Source organism: Fusibacter sp. A1 (assembly GCF_004125825.1).
Lineage (GTDB): Bacteria > Bacillota > Clostridia > Peptostreptococcales > Acidaminobacteraceae > QQWI01.
On record NZ_QQWI01000005.1, the window covers coordinates 36,418 to 53,423 of the forward strand.

Genomic DNA, 17,006 nt, shown 5'->3' on the forward strand with positions numbered 1-17,006 from the left:
TATGTAAGAAGTGCTATTTAACAGTAGATGCTTTTATTATAATAAGGAAGTAAGTTTTTAAGTAAGTTTTTTAAAGAGAGAGAAAGGGGTCTATATGTTTAAAGAGATAAAAGAACTTTTGGAGTGTCCAGCTTGTCATGGTGAGTTGACATGGATGATTCAGGAGCATACAGAAGAACGAATTGTAAATGCACAAATCAAATGCACGGAATGCCATGCTGATTATGAAGTGAAAGATGAGATAGGGATGTTCTTAACGCCTGATTTGGTAAGAAACGACTTATGGGAAAAGGTGGATGGCGTAATCGTCAACTTTTTTAATGAAAATCCAGACATTTTCAAAGAACTTGAAAATGCCGATCCTCATACGATGAATGGCACTGATTTATGGTACCTTGCCTCCTATTACGAATCGAAGGAAAACTTTGACAAGTCCCAAGCCTTGTTTGACATAGCATTTCCTAAGATTTATGAGGCCGACTATTTAAGCGCATGGCGTTCTGGGATGGATTATATCACAGACAGCTTGCAGCCTGAGAAGATCATGGTGGACATCGCTTCGGGTAAAGGGTATCTTGTAAGACGGACGCTTGAGAAGACGACAAACAAAGTGGTGGCTACCGATTTTAGCCCGACCGTACTTGTTCGAAACAAAGCTTATTACAAGCATTTAGGGCTGTATGATCGGTTGAGTTTGGTGGCGTTTGATGCCAGAAGAACACCGTTCAAGAATGAATCGGTGGAACTTATGACGACAAACCTCGGATTATCGAATATCGAGAATTCGGGTACGATCGCCAATGAAATCGACCGTATTTCAAAATCGAAGGTGATGTTCTATTTGGAGTTTTTAGATGAGTCGGACAAAGCCCATGTCGATTTTTTAAATGAGTATAAAATGGCAGATATGAACCTTCGCTCTAATTGCCTTCAAGTTTTTGAGGATAAGGCATTTACGATCAGTTTTGACAATGATATCGAAGTGTTAAAGTCGCCTACACCAAAAGGAAACATAATCGAGGGTGTCGGAATTGACAGTTTACCGCTGCATCCAATCAAATACAGCTGTTGCGTGATGGTCGGAGAAAAGTAATTTTAAAAGAGGTGTCGGATGAAACAGTATAAGAAGGATTTTATCGAATTGATGATCGAATCTGGTGTGCTGACTTTTGGTGAGTTCACGACTAAAAGCGGCAGGTTGTCGCCGTTTTTCATCAATGCTGGTAATTTTAAATTTGGCAATCATTTGAGGCGCTTAGGTGAGTTTTACGCTCAAGCGATTGTAGAGGAGTTCGAGAGTTTTGACGTGCTTTTCGGTCCCTCTTATAAGGGCATTCCACTGAGCGTGGCTACGGTGATGGCTCTGGATTCGATGTATGGAAGAAACGTCGAGTACTGTTCTAACCGTAAAGAAATGAAAACCCATGGCGACACTGGTATTCTACTTGGCAGTACTCTTAAGAAAGCAGATCGCATACTCATGATCGAGGATGTTACAACTGCGGGCACTTCAATTTACGAGACGATGCCCATTTTAAAAGACCTTAGTGATGCCGAAATTGTAGGGCTGATCATTTCGGTGGACAGAATGGAAAAAGGAAAAGGCGAGAAGTCTGCGATTGAAGAACTTACTGAAACATATGGCATGAAAATCAGTTCGATTGTCACGATGAAAGAAGTAATAGAGTACTTAAGCGCCACACCTATCGGGGGCAAATTGTTGATCGATACAGCACTAAGGACGAAAATCGATGCGTATTACGCTGAATATGGCATCAACTGATTAAAACTTGACCTGAAAGGCTGCGCTAGGATTCTAGCGCAGCCTTTTAATGAAGGTGCTGTGTTCATTTTGCGTTGCTTTGAGTGCTTCTAGGTCGTTGAAAGCAGGATGGACGGTGATCAGATCCTCAAAAGCCTTCGGTTTTTCTGCTCGTCTGGTTTCCCAAAAGATGGTCCAGTAGTGCGTATAACCCGCTCTCAATAGGGATTCATAGCGGTGGTTTCCATCGGTCAGTTCAAGCGCGCCTTTTTCAAGGTTCACCAGCAGGGGTGGCATTTCGTAGCCGGACACAATCGCCTGTTCTATGGATTTGACTCGTGCTTCAAAGTTGCCTGTCGGTTCGTGATGCTTCATTTCAGGTTCTGGACCGCAGCATCTGTTAAATGTTTTTAGGTCCACAAGGACCGGTCCTAGGTAATTCCGCGGTTCGATCCTTAGTCCGCTTGCAAGTCCTGGATTGTTTCCGATGCCAGATAAAAAATTTGTAAGCCAAGTTTCGATCAAGTCGTTTTGAGCGTACTTGATTGCTTCTGAAATTGAAAAAGTATAAGTTGATTTCTCCTGTGTATTCATAGTAGCCTCCTTGTAAAATTATACTGGATATAGATTTTTTTTTGTGCTACAAAATAAGTATACTGATTTTTTCTATTTTACGAGATAACCCAAGATAGGCGGATCGCCTTGCCGAAGCGCATTAAAGAGGAGGGAATAATGTTTGAATTTAAAGAAATGAACATGTTGACAGATGGAGAAATAGATTTGAGAATCCATAAGAAGACACCTGCTGAACCTGACAAGGGATTTGTACCGGCGTACCATTACCATATCACCCTGCACGGTAGCGAAAATCCTATCGGATCAATTGATATTCGCATTGGCGACAACGAAAACCTTTACTATGGTGGCCATATCGGGTATAGCATTAAGGAAGAATTTCGTGGTATGGCTTATGCTGCAAAGGCATGCAGGATCATCAAAGAAGTAGCGATCGTTCATAAGATGAATAAGCTGATCATTACCTGTAATCCAGATAATTTCGCTTCAAGAAGAACTTGTGAAAAGGCGGGGCTTAACCTTGTCGGTGTGGTCGATTTACCTGATTACAATGATATGTATCAAGATGGGGAAAGACAAAAGTGTATTTATGAATGGGATTTAAACTGAAAACAGCTGCACTGATCTAAACTCAGTGCAGCTGTTCTTATTTTATCTCCGTTTTCACCAATATTTCGTGCGACGGTTTTCTTTGCTTTTCTTTGGGTACTACGCATGTTCCGGTCGCTTTTGCTACGACGACCGGTTCTGTTAGTACCTCGCAAGCCGAGTCGTGAAAACCTGCTACAGGCGCGATTACTTTTCGTGCTTCGAACTTCATTTTTCTGGATGAATTGCCTACATGGACGATTTCACCGACCGCTTCGATATAATCACCCGCATAGACAGGTGCGGTGAACTGTATGTCGTCGTAGGCGACAAACAATCCTTCATCCCCGTCGTGTCTAATTAGAAGTTCGGTTGCCACGTCACCGAATAAGTTTAGCATTTTTGCTCCGTCCACAAGATTTCCTGCGTAGTGCGCGTCGTGCTGACCCATGCGAAGTCTGATCATTGCGTTCATTCATGTGCTCCTTTCAAAGTGCTGTGGCCTTAGGCGGCATTACAAGCGCTGTACCGTCGACTACAACTTTTCCGTTACTGTTTGTACAGATCGTGTTTACGGATATCCTGTTTTTTTCTAGGTCCATTTCAGTGACTGTGACAGTCGCCTTGATGGTATCACCGATTTTCACCGGTGCCATGAATCGCAGGTTCTGCCCTAGGTAGATAGTGCCAGGACCGGGGAGGTGCATTCCAAGCACCGTGCTTATTAAACTGCTGACAAGCATTCCGTGTGCGATTCTACCTTGAAACAAGCTTTCTTTTGCTATGGATTCATTGATGTGTACCGGGTTAAGGTCGCCTGTGATGCCTGCGAACATATACACATCTGTTTCTGAGATGGTTTTTTCAAAATGTGCATGATCACCGATCTTGATTTCGTGAATGGTTTTTCCAATCATAAGCCCACCTATATGTTCTTAGCTTTGTAAGCTTTAAGTTCTGTGACGACAGCATTTACGACCTTGTGCACATCGCCTACGATGCCTAAGTCGGCTACTTCGAATATCGGTGCGTCGGGGTTCTTGTTGATCGCCAGGATGAATTCGGATTCTTCCATACCGGCCACATGTTGAATAGCGCCTGAAATACCGCATGCGACATATAGATTTGGACGGACGGTTTTTCCTGTCTGACCGACTTGCCTGTCTTTATCCACCCAACCTAGGTCGATTACAGCTCTTGAACCCGAAACTTCGCCCTTGAGCTCTGAGGCGAGTGATTCAATCGTTACGACACCATCTTTTGAACCGATGCCGCGGCCTGCTGAGATCAATGTAGTGGCTTCCTCGATATTGATCCGTTTCTTTTCTACTTTTACCACTTCAAGAAGCTCGACGTTCATGTCCTTTGGAGATAGATCCGCTTCAACTGTGCGAATCGAACCGGATAGCGAGGTGTTTCTGACCGGCTTTTTCATGACACCAGGTCGGACAGTGGACATCTGAGGCTTGTGATCCGGACAAATAATGGTCGCCATAATATTTCCACCGAATGCCGGACGTGTCATCAATAGATTTTTTGTCTCGGGATCGATTTCAAGAGAGGTGCAGTCGGCGGTAAGGCCCGTATGCAGTCTTGCAGAAACTCTAGGTCCCAGGTCTCTACCAATGGCAGTCGCCCCCATAAGTACGATATCCGGTTTATGCTCGTTGATTACGGCTGACAGCGCCTTGGTGTAAGGTTCTGTCATATAATGCGAAAGGGAAGGGTCGTCCACGACATATACTTCTTCAGCACCGTGGTAAACCAGTTCCTCTGAGAGGTGGGTGATATGGCTACCAAGCAGCACACATGTCAACTTCTCGTCAAGTTCTTTTGCAAGATCCAGACCTTTTCCAAGCAGTTCCAGCGAAACCTTTTGGATTTCGCCTTGACGCTGTTCGATATAGACCATCACGCCTTTATAGTTTGAATGATTCATAAGTGCCTCCTTTTATATGATGAATTTTTCTCTCAGCTTTTCCACAATCACCTGAGCCGCTTCTGTAGGTGTACCGTCAAACAACTTACCCGCTGTTTTAGCTCCCTTGGTGAAGGATTTTTTAACCTTTGTAGGAGAACCTTTAAGACCCAAGTTGCTTCTATCCACAATGATGTCGTCGACACCCCAAACTTCGACTTCGCGCTCCTTGAAGGCGTCATAGATTCCGCTTACACGCATGTATCTTGGTTCTGCCAGTTCTTTAAGTGCAGTGATCAGACAAGGGAACTTTACTTTGATTCTGTGATAACCGTCCTCGAAAGCCCTGTTCAAAATAAGTCCGCCCTCTGTAGCTTCAATCTGCTGCACATAGGCGACCGACGCAAGCTTGAGGTGTTCTGCAATCTGCGGACCGACTTGTGCTGTATCGCCATCGATGGCTTGACGGCCGGTTACGATCAAATCGTAGTCAATCTTTTGTATCGCACCTGCAAGGGCAGAGGATGTCGCCCAAGTGTCTGCTCCTGCGAATGCGCGGTCTGTAAGGAGTATGGCTCTGTCGGCTCCCATCGCTATTGCTTCTCTAAGGGCCAAGTCCGCCTGTGGAGGACCCATTGTGATGACTGTCACGTGCGCGCCGTGTTGCTCTTTTAGTCGAAGCGCCGCTTCTAAACCGCTCTTGTCATCGGGATTGATGATACTCGGCACGCCGTCTCTTATGAGTGTTCCGGTTGTAGGGTCTAGTCGTACTTCATTTGTGTCGGGTACTTGCTTTATGCAAACGATAATCTTCATGATTGTCCTCCTTATTTAAGGTACGCTGCAGAAATAACCATGCGCTGTACTTCTGAAGTTCCTTCGTAAATTTCTGTGATCTTCGCATCGCGCATCATTCGCTCGACATCGTATTCTCTTGTGTAACCATAACCTCCATGTAACTGAACCGCTTTGGTTGTGACGCTCATCGCGGCCTCAGAAGCGAAAAGCTTAGCCATCGCAGCCTCTTTTGCATAGGGCAAACCCATGTCCTTAAGCCATGCAGCCCTGTAAACGAGCAGCCTAGATGTTTCTACCTGGGTGGCCATATCAGCAAGCATGAACTGGGTATTTTGGAAGGCGCTGATCGGTCTGTTGAACTGCTTTCTTTCTTTTGTGTAGGAGAGGGTCGCGTCAAGTGCTCCCTGGGCGATGCCGAGCGCCTGCGATGCGATGCCGATACGTCCGCCGTCGAGTGTTTTCATGGCGATCTTAAATCCATGCCCTTCTTTTGCAAGCAGATTTTCTTTTGGAACTCGTACGTTTTCAAAGATCAGCTCGCTAGTCGCAGAACCCCTGATGCCCAGTTTTTTTTCCTTGGGACCAAAGGTGAAGCCTGGGGTGCCTTTTTCGACGATAAAGGCAGAGATACCTCGTGTTCCTTTTGTCTTGTCTGTCATAGCCATAACGATGTAGGTGTCTGCGTATTCGGCATTTGTAATAAATATCTTGGAACCGTTGATGACATAATGGTCCCCATCTAGAACCGCTGTGGTCTGCTGCGCCGAGGCGTCCGTGCCGGCGTTTGCCTCTGTCAGGCCGAAAGCGCCCAGTTGCTGACCTTTTGCCAGAGGAACAAGGTATTTTTGTTTTTGCTGCTCTGTTCCGAACTCATAAATCGGTGAGGCTCCAAGCGATACGTGAGCTGACAGAACCACGCCTGTTGTCGCACATGATCTTGAAAGTTCTTCGACTGCCATAGCATAACCCAAGTTGTCTCCGCCTGCGCCTCCGTACATTTTAGGGAAGGGGATACCCATCAAACCGATCTCAGCCATCTTAGGGAGCGTTTCTATAGGAAACCTTTCAAGTTCGTCCACTTCCTTCGCGAGTGGCTGTACTTCGCTATTCGAAAACTGGCGAAGCATATCACGTAACATCTGATGTTCTTTAGATAAACCGAATTCCATAATAATCCTCCTAATAGTTATATATTTAACGTAAAAGCATATATTGCAAGAGGTATGCCAAAAATGTTTGACTGCCTAAAACCTTGTATTTCAATGAGTTTGATAGTTTTTAATTATCTGGAAGCCAATATAATGGGGTTTTGTGTATAAAATATAGACATTCTTTGTTAAATATGTGACAATTGATGTATAAAGAATGGACACGTATGCCAAGAAAGTCCATGAAAATGTGAAACCACCTAGGAGCATAAGCGGTAGTGTGTCTAATGAATAGACACTTTAGGAGATTAGGATGAAAATAAACGGGTGCAAACATCACAGTGAATGCATGGATGTACGATTTGATGCGCTGGATATGATGCTCAACCACACCAATGAGTGGTATGTGATTGTTGATGCTGTGGGAACGATCATCGCGATCAGTCAGGCTTATAAGGAGTTCATAGGCGCAGAGAATCCTGAAGGTAGGTTTGTTGGTGATGTCATAGAAAACACCAGAATGCACCTCGTACTTGAAACGGGTGTCCCGGAGTATGATCAGGTACAGGTGATCAGGGGGAATAAGATGATCGCTTCGAGGGTGCCTCTGATTGTAGACGGAAAGGTCAGGGGAGCCATCGGAAAAGCGACCTTCAAAGATATTGACGATCTGTACACCTTGTATAACCGAGTGAAGAAGAACCATAAGGAAATCAGTGTCTATGTCGAACTCGGCAAGGGTGTGAACAGGCCCAAATACACCTTCGAGCATATCAGTGGTGCTGGCTGCACGACAAAATGCACGAAGGAACTGGCTAAAAAAGCTGCAAAATCGGAATCGAACGTTCTGATCGTAGGGCCTAGCGGAACAGGCAAGGAACTCTATGCCCATGCGATCCATGGAGCGAGCCATCGTTCGAAAGGACCCATGGTCATGGTCAACTGTGCCGCCATACCGGAAAACCTGCTGGAATCGGAACTGTTCGGATATGTGAAGGGCGCATTTACTGGAGCCAGCCAATCTGGTAAAAAGGGCAGGTTTGAACTTGCGCATAGAGGCACTCTATTTTTGGATGAAATCGGCGATATGCCACTGGATATGCAAGCGAAGCTGTTAAGGGTGATACAGTCAAAAGAAGTGGATCCTGTCGGTGGCGAAGTCCCCATTGAGGTGGATGTAAGAATTATCGCTGCGACAAATCGGAATGTCGAGCAGCTTGTGCAGCGAGGAAAATTTAGAGAGGACCTGTATTACCGCTTGAATGTCATGCGAATTGACCTAGCACCCCTAAAAAAGAGAAAAGAGGAAATTCCTCAGATTGCCAAGGATGTGCTAATGAAGCTTTCGCAGCAGATGGATGTCGTCGTACATGGCTTTACACCGGATGCCTTATCTGCACTAATGGATTACGATTGGCCGGGTAACATCAGGGAGCTTGAAAATGTCTTGGAGCGAGCCATCAACCTTATGGAAGAGGATCTGTACATCGATGCGTGCGCTTTGCCAGAACACATGGAAAACCGGGCAGAAAAGAAGGATGTTCAAAATCTTAAGCTTGAAAGCATGACTGACATCACAGAAAAGGAGTTCATAAAAAGAGCGCTCATAAGGACAAAAGGGAACAAAAAGCAGGCAGCTATGGAGCTCGGTATCAGTCGGGCCGGGTTTTACAATAAGCTGAAGAAGCATGGATTTTAAAAGTAGGAAGGTCAAATAATCTTAAACGGGAAGAAAAATAGTAATTATTTACAACTAATTTCATCTGTGATACAACATTCTTAGTACGTTAATAATATAACAAACTTAGAAATGAGGTAGAAAGATGAGCTTGAATGGAAAAGTGGTACTGATCACAGGCGGCGCGAGAGGGATCGGTAAGGAAACTGCACTCAAATTCGCATCGCTTGGATCAATGGTGGTTGCAGTCGATCTGAACAAGGAGCTGCTGGATAGTTTAGTGTTTGAAGTGACTCAAAAGGGTGGTTCCTGCATGGGTGTCACATGTGATGTGACGAACAGATCAGAAGTGACAGCGCTTGTGGAATCGGTGGAACGACAGTATGGAAGAGTCGATGTCTTAATCAATAACGCTGGCATCACAGCCGATGCGACTCTGATGAAGATGGGCGAGGACGAATGGGACCGTGTGGTCGATGTAAACCTGAAGGGGGTCTACTTGTGCGGTCAGGCTTGTGCGAGGTCCATGGCCGAAACAGGTGGTGGTGTGATCTTGAATACATCTAGCGTTGTCGGAATCTATGGCAACTTCGGTCAGACCAACTATGCTGCGACAAAATGGGGCGTGATTGGAATGACAAAAACCTGGGCCAAGGAACTTGGAAAAAAAGGGATTCGTGTGAATGCGGTCGCTCCAGGATTCATCATGACCGAAATGACTGAAAAGATGCCTGAAAACGTGCTTGACATGATGAAAAACAAGTCGCCGCTAAAGTCGCTTGGACAGCCTTCGGATATTGCGGCGGCATTTGCCTACCTGGCTTCGGATGATGCGAAATTCATCACAGGAACGGTGCTGCAAATCGACGGAGGGGCAGTGCTTTAAAGGGAAAAAAAGACCATGGAGAATATCCATGGTCTTTGTAATTTAGCTAGATTTAAGTTTAGATAGACACTTCAGACAGCTCGACGCCTTCATTACGTTCGGCGACGTGCCTGATCGACCATTCGCTCTGGAAGAGTACTGCCGGTTTGCCTTTGTCTGTTTCAACAAGCATGGTATCCATTGTTTTGGAGAACCTTGTAAAGTTGAAGTTGTCCATCTTGATCCATCTGATGTGTTTGTACGGCTGTCTTTCCATGATGATGTCGACACCGTACTCGTTTTTGAGACGGTATTCGAGGACTTCGAGTTGAAGGACTCCGACAACGCCGATGATCAGTTCCTCGACACCGATGTTAGGGCGTTTGAAGACTTGGATCGATCCTTCTTCGGATAACTGCTGGATACCTTTAAGGAACTGCTTTCTTTTTAACGCGTTCTTTGTATAGACTTTTGCAAAGTGCTCCGGCGGGAAGGAAGGAATACCTTGATACACGATCTTATTGCCGTTTTCACAAAGCGAGTCGCCGATGTTGTAGATGCCCGGGTCGTGTATTCCTATGATGTCGCCTGGGTATGCTTCTTCTACTATTTCACGGTCCTGTGCCATAAACTGCGTCGGCTGGGACAGTCTTACTTTTTTATCCTTTTGAACGTGGTTGACTTGCATTCCCTTTTCAAACTTTCCTGAACAGATTCTAAGGAAGGCGATTCTGTCTCTGTGCTGTGAGTTCATGTTGGCCTGGATCTTAAAGATGAATCCTGTGAAGTTTGGTGTGTTGGGATCGATCAGGCCTTCATTGCTCATTCTTGGAGACGGAGGAGGCGTGATTTTTAAAAACGATGACAGGAAGGGCTCGACACCGAAGTTTGTCAAAGCACTACCGAAAAACACAGGTGTCAGTTCGCCGTGAAGGATGGCATCTAGTGAAAAGTCATCGCCTGCGATATCGAGTAATTCGATGTCTGCGAGTAGTTTTTCGTGAAGCTCCTCACCGAGTAGTTCTTCGAATTTTTTGTCTGTGATATCACCTTTGACAGTGCCTGTCTTAGCCATACCGTGATTTCCACCGTCAAAGAGTTCAATCTCTTCTTTTTGTCTGTCGTAGACGCCTTTAAAGCCTCTACCTTCGCCGATAGGCCAGTTGATAGGATAAGATTTGATGCCCAACACCGTCTCGATATCTTCTAAAAGGTCGAAGGGGTCCTGTCCCATTCTGTCCATCTTGTTGATGAAGGTGAAGATTGGAATTCCACGCATTTTACATACTTGGAATAGTTTTTTTGTCTGTGGTTCCACGCCTTTTGCACAGTCGATGACCATAACAGCTGCATCGGCTGCCATGAGCGTTCTGTAGGTATCCTCAGAGAAGTCCTGGTGACCTGGCGTATCAAGAATATTGATGCAATATCCGTCGTAGTTGAACTGAAGTACGGATGAGGTTACAGAGATACCCCTTTGCTTTTCGATTTCCATCCAGTCGGATACGGCGTGCTTTTGCGCTCTTCTTGATTTTACCGATCCAGCTTCTCTGATCGCTCCGCCGTAGAGCAGGAATTTTTCAGTCAGTGTCGTCTTACCGGCGTCCGGATGGGAGATGATTGCAAACGTCCTGCGTTTGTCTACTGCTTCTTTAAATGATAATTTTGACATGTTGGTCCTCTTTCATCTATATAAACCTAGTGTTTGATTCGATATAACCTACTTTGATGCTTGAAAAGAAAATCTACCTATATGATGTTATAGGTTTTATAGCCTGTTGTCAATTGACTCTTTCGTTATAGTTGTGCATACTTGATGTATGACATTCAAGGACACATTGGAGGACGCTATGATTTTAAGCGCAAGCAGACGCACGGACATACCTGCGTATTATATGAAGTGGTTTATGAAAAGACTTGATGAAGGCTTTTTTCATGTCAGAAACCCAATAAACAGAAGACAGGTCAGTGAAGTAAGTATCAGTAGGGAGACCCTTGACTGTATCGTGTTTTGGACAAAGAATGCACTACCCTTTGAACCCTATATGGATGAGCTTGATGACTACATGTATTACTTCTTATATACGATCACAGGTTACGACAGCGGCATCGAACGATACTTACCGCCTCTTGAGGATCGAATCGAGAATTTCAAACGGATCTCAAACCGAATCGGCAGCGAGCGCATGATCTGGAGATATGATCCCATACTATTTACATGCCAGCTAGACCTTCAAACACATATAGCTAGGTTTAGCGAGTTATGTGAAGCGCTTGAGGGCTACGCAAACAAGGTGGTAGTCAGTTGGTTGGATGAATACCCCAAAATCAAAACAAATCTCGGAAAAATAAATTATGTCGAGCCAAGTCCCGAGCAGGTGAGCTTTTTAACGCAGAAGTTATCCGAAATCGCAAAGCGCCACAATCTCGACATCGCAAGCTGCGCAGAGGGGACCGATTACTCAGAGCTGGGCGTTATACCAAACCGCTGCATCGATGACCAGTTGGTTGCCAGGCTGACGGGAAATGCAATCAAGGTGTCTAAGGATAAGAATCAAAGGGCCAGTTGCGGCTGCGCCACAAGCATAGAGATAGGAGCCTATAATTCCTGCAAGAACGGTTGCCTGTACTGCTATGCGAACTATTCAGATCAGAGGGTCGGTGAAAACGTGCTGGAACACGATGATGAGTCCAGTCTGCTGATCGGTAGGGTGGATGAGCGTGACAAGATCACCAAGCGTCTTGTGGGAACTTTAAAATGTGAACAACAGTTAACAATGTTTGATGACAGATAGGTTACAAGCGGCAGTTTATTGTTTATAATTAGAAGGAAGTATAAACTATTATGGGGGAATTTATGGGGAATCTATCATCGAGAAAAAAGAGTTTAATGTCGGATGTGAGTCTTTTGTTTGTCGCTGCGGTTTGGGGTGGCGGATTTGTCGCCGTGAAGGATGCGCTTAATACGATAACGCCCATGTACCTAATGGCGTTCCGATTCGTGTTGGCAGCGATCTTCTTGTATGTTTTTTTATTCAAATGGATCGGCAAACTGAGTAAGGACGACATGAAAAAGGGTAGTGTGGTCGGAGGATTCTTATTCTTAGCCTTTGCCGCTCAAACCTATGGGCTGCAGTATACGACAGCTAGCAAGCAGGGTTTTCTTACAGCTGTCTATGTCGTTGTCGTGCCGCTCCTTTATTGGCTGCTGTATAAACGACAACCGGGTATCAAAGCCTTTGTCGGCAGCTTTTTAACCATTATAGGAATTGGGCTGATCAGTCTTGAGGGAAGTCTTTCGCTTAATCTGGGAGATATGCTGACACTCTTATGTGCCGTACTCTTTGCCGCTCATATCATATCGATCGAATACTTTGCAAAGGATATGAATACAGTCAAACTCGCCTTTGTTCAGATTTCAGTTGCAGCCGTATTGTGTGTGGTCACAGCGCTCTTGACTGAACCTATGCCGGCAGCGGTTTCAGGTAGGGCTTGGCTGGCGATCGTCTATCTGGCGTTCTTCTCAACTTTCGCCTGTTTCACAGTGCAGACCATCGCACAAAAGTACACGTCAAGCTCTCATGCATCGATCATCATGAGCCTTGAGTCGGTGTTTGCCGCGGTCCTTGGTGTGGCGATTCTTGGCGAGGTGATGAGTGTTAAGATGATTATCGGTAGTGCGATCATTTTCTCAGCCATTCTGATTGTAGAAGTGGATTTTAAGTTTTTAACTAAAAAATCGGTAAAAGTATCGTCTATATCCGAAAAAGTATAATATAATTAAAAAGCAGACTAGGCGTCTGCTTTTTTTATTAACTAGGTGAACTCACCTGACATAGAAAGGTATTCCAATGAGTAAACAACTGATTATCGCCGAAAAACCGTCTGTAGGCAAAGAAATCGCACGTGTACTTGGTGCGACAAGCAGCCGGGACGGTTTTATAGAAGGAAACAACAAGATCGTCACATGGGCCTACGGCCATTTGGTCACCCATGCGGGTCCGGATGAATACGACAAGAAGTATGCGGACTGGCATCTGGATGATCTTCCGATCATCCCTGAGCATATGAAACTCACCGTAATCAGGCAGACGAGCAAGCAGTACAAGACGGTCAAAAAGCTCCTTGAACGAGGAGATGTGACAGAAGTCGTCATCGCGACGGACGCAGGACGAGAAGGCGAACTGGTCGCACGTTGGATTCTTGAAAAAGCAGGATGTAGAAAAACGATAAAAAGACTGTGGATTTCTTCTGTCACCGATAAGGCCATCAGGGACGGGTTCAACCACCTAAAGCCCGGCAAAGACTACGAGAATCTCTATAAGGCCGCTGTTGCAAGGGCCGAAGGAGACTGGATCGTAGGAATCAATGCGACAAGGGCCTTAACCACAAAATTCGGCACTCCGCTTAGCTGTGGAAGGGTGCAGACACCTACACTTGATATGGTAAAGACCCGCGAGGATCAGATCAGAAAGTTTGTGCCTAAAACATTTTATGGTCTTCAGGCGACGACTTCTGAACTTAACTTCACATGGAAAAATAAAGCTAACCAGACCCAGTCCTTTGAGAAGTCCGATGTCGATAAGGTCTATCAGGCGGTGGAAGGTAAGCCGCTTGTTGTCACCTCGATCAAAGAGTCTATCAAAAAGGAATATGCGCCTAAATTATATGACCTGACTACACTCCAGAAGGAGGCCTTTGACAGGTATGGCTATTCACCCAAAAAGACGCTTTCGATCATGCAGAGTTTGTATGAGAAGCACAAGGTGCTGACTTATCCAAGGACCGATTCGAACTATCTGACAAGCGACATGGTAGGAACACTGACAGAACGGCTTCGGACGGTATCGGATCCTGAGTATAGACCCTTTGCCAATCAGATCATAAAAGAAGGCATAAAAGCAGGCAAGCATTTTGTTGACGATGCTAAAGTATCAGACCACCACGCGATTATTCTCACTGAAGAGGCGCTACCTAAAAATGGCGTGGACCGTGAGGAATGGACGATTTACGAGATGGTGCTTGTCAGGTTCCTAAGCGTCCTTTTGCCTGCTTGCGAGAGTGCCGAGACACTTATCACGGTATCCGCAAGCGGCGAGGAGTTTACCGCCAAAGGAACAAGAAACATCAAGCTTGGATTCAAGGCCTTGCCCGGTATGAAACCGAAAAACCATGAGCTTCCTAAGTTTGAAAAGGGCCATGTGGTCGAGCCTGTCAATTATAAGGTCACAAGTGGTCAGACATCGGCCCCGAAGCACTTCAACGAAGGATCCCTACTTGCTGCGATGGAGAATCCGGCAAAATTCATGGCGGGTGAGGACGAGAGCCTTAAGCATGTTTTGACTGAAACAGGCGGACTTGGAACGGTGGCTACAAGGGCGGACATCATCGAAAAGCTCTTTAACAGCCAGCTGATAAAAAAAAGCGGGAACAATATTACAGTGACGTCCAAGGGAAGGCAGCTTCTTGATGTGGCTCCAAGCGATCTTAAGTCTCCTAAACTGACGGCCGAGTGGGAACTCACACTCGAGAAGATCGCCAAAGGCAAGTCGAGCAGCACAGCCTTTGTAGGCGAACTTAAAGCATACACTCGAAAAGTGATAAACGACATCAAAGGTTCTACAACCGAGTTTAAGCACGACAACTTGACGAACACCCCATGCCCTGATTGCGGCAAGAAACTTTTAAATGTCGAAACCAAAAACGGCAAATCGCTGGTGTGTTCCGATAGGGAATGCGGTTACAGAAAAAACATGGAACGAACCACAAACGCAAGGTGTCCGGAGTGCAAGAAAAAGATGGTGCTTCGCGCTGCAGGCGATGACAAGATGTTCGTCTGCAAATGTGGTTTTAGAGAAAAGTTAAGCGTGTTCGAGAAAAAGAAAAAGGAACTTGGAAACAAGGGCGGCAAAAGGGATTATGTCGAGTACCAAAAAAAACAGGCTGAGATCGATGCGAAAAAAGCCGCCGAGAGCAATCCTTTTGCCAAAGCCCTAGCAGGTCTAAACTTAAAGGAATAAGCGATTTAAGGAGTGTAATAAGGGGTGTGAGCGTGTGTTACCTATAGAAAAGTTTAAAGAAGAGATCAAGAACATTTGGGACAACAAGCAGAACTATATCATTTTGGATACGGAGACGACCGGCCTATCAAAAACAGATGAGATCGTTGAGATCGCCGTGATCAACCTTGATGGAAAAGTGCTACTCAACACGCTGGTGAAGCCTAAGAAGAGGATTCCCGACCACGTGATAAAAATACACGGGATTACCAATGAAATGGTCGAGCATGCGCCGGTCTGGGAAGATGTGTGGTTCACATTGATGCCTTATCTGATGTCAAAGACGATGATCGCCTACAATGCCATGTTCGATGTCGGCATGATCAGACAGTCCTGCGAGATTCATGGCATCAAAGCCCCCTATATCAAACAGCTCGACATGATGGCCATTTGTAAGAATTTAAAAGGATACCGGCCGAAGCTTGAGTCCTTCGCAACAAAAAAACAAGAACACAGGGCTCTTGCCGATACCTTGATCATCTTAGAGGATATCATTTTGGCAAATCTTGATGTTGAGTAGTTAAACTGGCATTATATCCATATCAACAAGAAAAGGAACAGTAGATGAAATATGCGATTTTAAGAAAACCCCATCAAAATGTGAGGTATTTTGAAGCAATAAAAACACTAATGGTCAACGAGGTCATCATCACGGCCAAGGGACTAAAAGCTCAGATCAGCGTACCTGTCTATGAATCAATAGGTGGCTTGGAGCTGCTTACCTTTACCTGCGATGAACTGACACCAGAGTTTCAGTCCGCCCTTGGGAGGGTCTCTTCGAACCTGATTCTTTTTGAAGTGGTGGGAGAACTCCTGAGACCTGTGATGGACGGACTCAAGACCTACTTCCCAGAGGACCTGTCACGAATTTTGAAGTACAACGGCAAGACCAATGAGGACTTTACGAGCCTGATGCTTACCGTCGCTGTTATGAGCAGTGATTTTGCTGGTGAGTTCGATCAAAAGCTATCCATTTTGGATCCCATGTGCGGTAGAGGAACCACGCTCTATGAATCACTTATCAGAGGCTACGACAGCGCCGGTGTCGAACAGGACAAACAGGCTGTTTCTGAAGTAGACAAATATTTGAAACGCTACCTGAAATACGGCAAGTACAAGCATGAAGCAAGCCATCAGACGATTCACCTGAGTGGAACAAAGAATGGAACCAAGTATACGATTGAAACCGCTGACTCCGCCGAGCATTTTAAGGCGAAAGACAGAAGAACGGTTCAGTTCGCCAGCGGGGACACTGCTGAGGTGAATAAATTCTATAAGAAGAACAGTTTTCACAGCGTACTCACAGACCTTCCTTATGGTGTTCAGCATAAGGGTGGAGAAAGAGGCGTGTGGGTGGATCTGACACAGACACTGAAAAAAGCCGGTCCCGAGTGGTTTAAGATGTTAAGACGCGGCGGAACGCTTGTGATCGCGTACAACACCTATCACCTAAAACGATCAGAGCTTGACCCTATCTTTGAAGCAGCTGGTTTTACAGCTTTAAATACTGGTGTTTACGCCAATTTCGAGCACTGGGTCGAGCAAGCGGTCAACAGAGACATACTGGTTTACAAAAAATAATAAATGGGCTGACGTAATGTCGGCCCATTTTCC

General features: G+C 45.4%; 17 protein-coding genes and 1 pseudogene. 10 read left to right on the top strand and 8 right to left on the bottom strand.

The features are described 5' to 3' along the window. Positions 1–94: 94 nt before the first annotated feature. Together DWB64_RS07760 and pyrE are read left to right on the top strand one after the other, a co-directional pair. Positions 95–1,093, top strand: a complete 999-nt coding sequence (locus DWB64_RS07760) for a methyltransferase domain-containing protein (protein ID WP_129487653.1) — start codon at positions 95–97, stop codon at positions 1,091–1,093. Positions 1,094–1,111: 18 nt separating this feature from the next. Next, positions 1,112–1,783: an orotate phosphoribosyltransferase gene (gene pyrE / locus DWB64_RS07765; RefSeq protein WP_129487654.1), complete on the top strand. Its 672-nt coding sequence runs from the start codon at positions 1,112–1,114 to the stop codon at positions 1,781–1,783. A 33-nt stretch (positions 1,784–1,816) separates the two neighbouring features. Here pyrE and DWB64_RS07770 read toward each other — a convergent pair whose 3' ends face one another. After that, a complete protein-coding gene (locus tag DWB64_RS07770; protein ID WP_129487655.1) occupies positions 1,817–2,356 on the bottom strand; it encodes a ParB N-terminal domain-containing protein in 540 nt (179 codons plus the stop codon). Between the two features lie 138 nt (positions 2,357–2,494). Between DWB64_RS07770 and DWB64_RS07775 the strand changes: the two genes are divergently transcribed. Next, the gene (locus tag DWB64_RS07775) at positions 2,495–2,947 is read left to right on the top strand and encodes a GNAT family N-acetyltransferase (RefSeq protein ID WP_129487656.1); all 453 of its coding nucleotides are present in this window, start codon (positions 2,495–2,497) and stop codon (positions 2,945–2,947) included. A gap of 37 nt (positions 2,948–2,984) precedes the next feature. Here DWB64_RS07775 and DWB64_RS07780 read toward each other — a convergent pair whose 3' ends face one another. The 5 genes from DWB64_RS07780 to DWB64_RS07800 are packed head-to-tail and all read right to left on the bottom strand — an operon-like array spanning position 2,985 to position 6,811. Next, positions 2,985–3,401 (bottom strand): hotdog domain-containing protein, encoded by a 417-nt coding sequence (locus DWB64_RS07780; RefSeq protein WP_129487657.1) that lies wholly within the window; start codon positions 3,399–3,401, stop codon positions 2,985–2,987. Positions 3,402–3,414: 13 nt separating this feature from the next. Beyond that, on the bottom strand, positions 3,415–3,843 hold the full coding sequence (locus DWB64_RS07785) for a MaoC family dehydratase (RefSeq protein WP_129487658.1): 429 nt from the start codon (positions 3,841–3,843) through the stop codon (positions 3,415–3,417). An 8-nt stretch (positions 3,844–3,851) separates the two neighbouring features. Continuing rightward, on the bottom strand, positions 3,852–4,865 hold the full coding sequence (locus DWB64_RS07790; protein ID WP_129487659.1) for an electron transfer flavoprotein subunit alpha/FixB family protein: 1,014 nt from the start codon (positions 4,863–4,865) through the stop codon (positions 3,852–3,854). 12 nt (positions 4,866–4,877) lie between these two features. Continuing rightward, positions 4,878–5,660, bottom strand: coding sequence for an electron transfer flavoprotein subunit beta/FixA family protein (locus DWB64_RS07795; protein WP_129487660.1), 783 nt, complete (start codon positions 5,658–5,660; stop codon positions 4,878–4,880). Between the two features lie 11 nt (positions 5,661–5,671). Then, positions 5,672–6,811, bottom strand: coding sequence for an acyl-CoA dehydrogenase (locus DWB64_RS07800; protein WP_129487661.1), 1,140 nt, complete (start codon positions 6,809–6,811; stop codon positions 5,672–5,674). A gap of 292 nt (positions 6,812–7,103) precedes the next feature. On the opposite strand from DWB64_RS07800, the gene DWB64_RS07805 reads away from it, so the two are divergent. Both DWB64_RS07805 and fabG read left to right on the top strand, forming a co-directional pair. Then, positions 7,104–8,489: a sigma-54-dependent Fis family transcriptional regulator gene (locus tag DWB64_RS07805; protein ID WP_129487662.1), complete on the top strand. Its 1,386-nt coding sequence runs from the start codon at positions 7,104–7,106 to the stop codon at positions 8,487–8,489. Positions 8,490–8,613: 124 nt separating this feature from the next. Beyond that, the gene (gene fabG / locus DWB64_RS07810; RefSeq protein WP_129487663.1) at positions 8,614–9,354 is read left to right on the top strand and encodes a 3-oxoacyl-[acyl-carrier-protein] reductase; all 741 of its coding nucleotides are present in this window, start codon (positions 8,614–8,616) and stop codon (positions 9,352–9,354) included. Between the two features lie 58 nt (positions 9,355–9,412). On the opposite strand, the gene DWB64_RS07815 is transcribed toward fabG, so the two are convergent. Next, positions 9,413–11,005 carry a peptide chain release factor 3 gene (locus tag DWB64_RS07815; RefSeq protein WP_129487664.1) on the bottom strand — a complete coding sequence of 531 codons (1,593 nt, stop codon included), beginning with the start codon at positions 11,003–11,005 and terminating at the stop codon, positions 9,413–9,415. A gap of 178 nt (positions 11,006–11,183) precedes the next feature. On the opposite strand from DWB64_RS07815, the gene DWB64_RS07820 reads away from it, so the two are divergent. The 3 genes and pseudogenes from DWB64_RS07820 to DWB64_RS07830 form a co-directional block, all read left to right on the top strand. After that, positions 11,184–12,128 (top strand): DUF1848 domain-containing protein, encoded by a 945-nt coding sequence (locus tag DWB64_RS07820; RefSeq protein WP_164980308.1) that lies wholly within the window; start codon positions 11,184–11,186, stop codon positions 12,126–12,128. A 62-nt stretch (positions 12,129–12,190) separates the two neighbouring features. Then, positions 12,191–13,108: a DMT family transporter gene (locus DWB64_RS07825; protein ID WP_164980309.1), complete on the top strand. Its 918-nt coding sequence runs from the start codon at positions 12,191–12,193 to the stop codon at positions 13,106–13,108. Between the two features lie 76 nt (positions 13,109–13,184). Further along, positions 13,185–15,269 (top strand): annotated as a pseudogene (locus tag DWB64_RS07830) (DNA topoisomerase III); the annotation flags it as partial. On the opposite strand, the gene DWB64_RS19625 reads toward DWB64_RS07830, so the two are convergent. Then, the gene (locus DWB64_RS19625; protein ID WP_371682600.1) at positions 15,251–15,322 is read right to left on the bottom strand and encodes a hypothetical protein; all 72 of its coding nucleotides are present in this window, start codon (positions 15,320–15,322) and stop codon (positions 15,251–15,253) included. The pseudogene DWB64_RS07830 and the gene DWB64_RS19625 sit on opposite strands and share 19 nt — an antisense overlap. 65 nt (positions 15,323–15,387) lie before the next feature. On the opposite strand from DWB64_RS19625, the gene DWB64_RS07835 reads away from it, so the two are divergent. Together DWB64_RS07835 and DWB64_RS07840 are read left to right on the top strand one after the other, a co-directional pair. After that, positions 15,388–15,912, top strand: a complete 525-nt coding sequence (locus tag DWB64_RS07835) for a 3'-5' exonuclease (RefSeq protein ID WP_129487668.1) — start codon at positions 15,388–15,390, stop codon at positions 15,910–15,912. A 44-nt stretch (positions 15,913–15,956) separates the two neighbouring features. Further along, on the top strand, positions 15,957–16,973 hold the full coding sequence (locus DWB64_RS07840) for a TRM11 family methyltransferase (protein ID WP_129487669.1): 1,017 nt from the start codon (positions 15,957–15,959) through the stop codon (positions 16,971–16,973). Positions 16,974–17,006 lie beyond the last annotated feature (33 nt).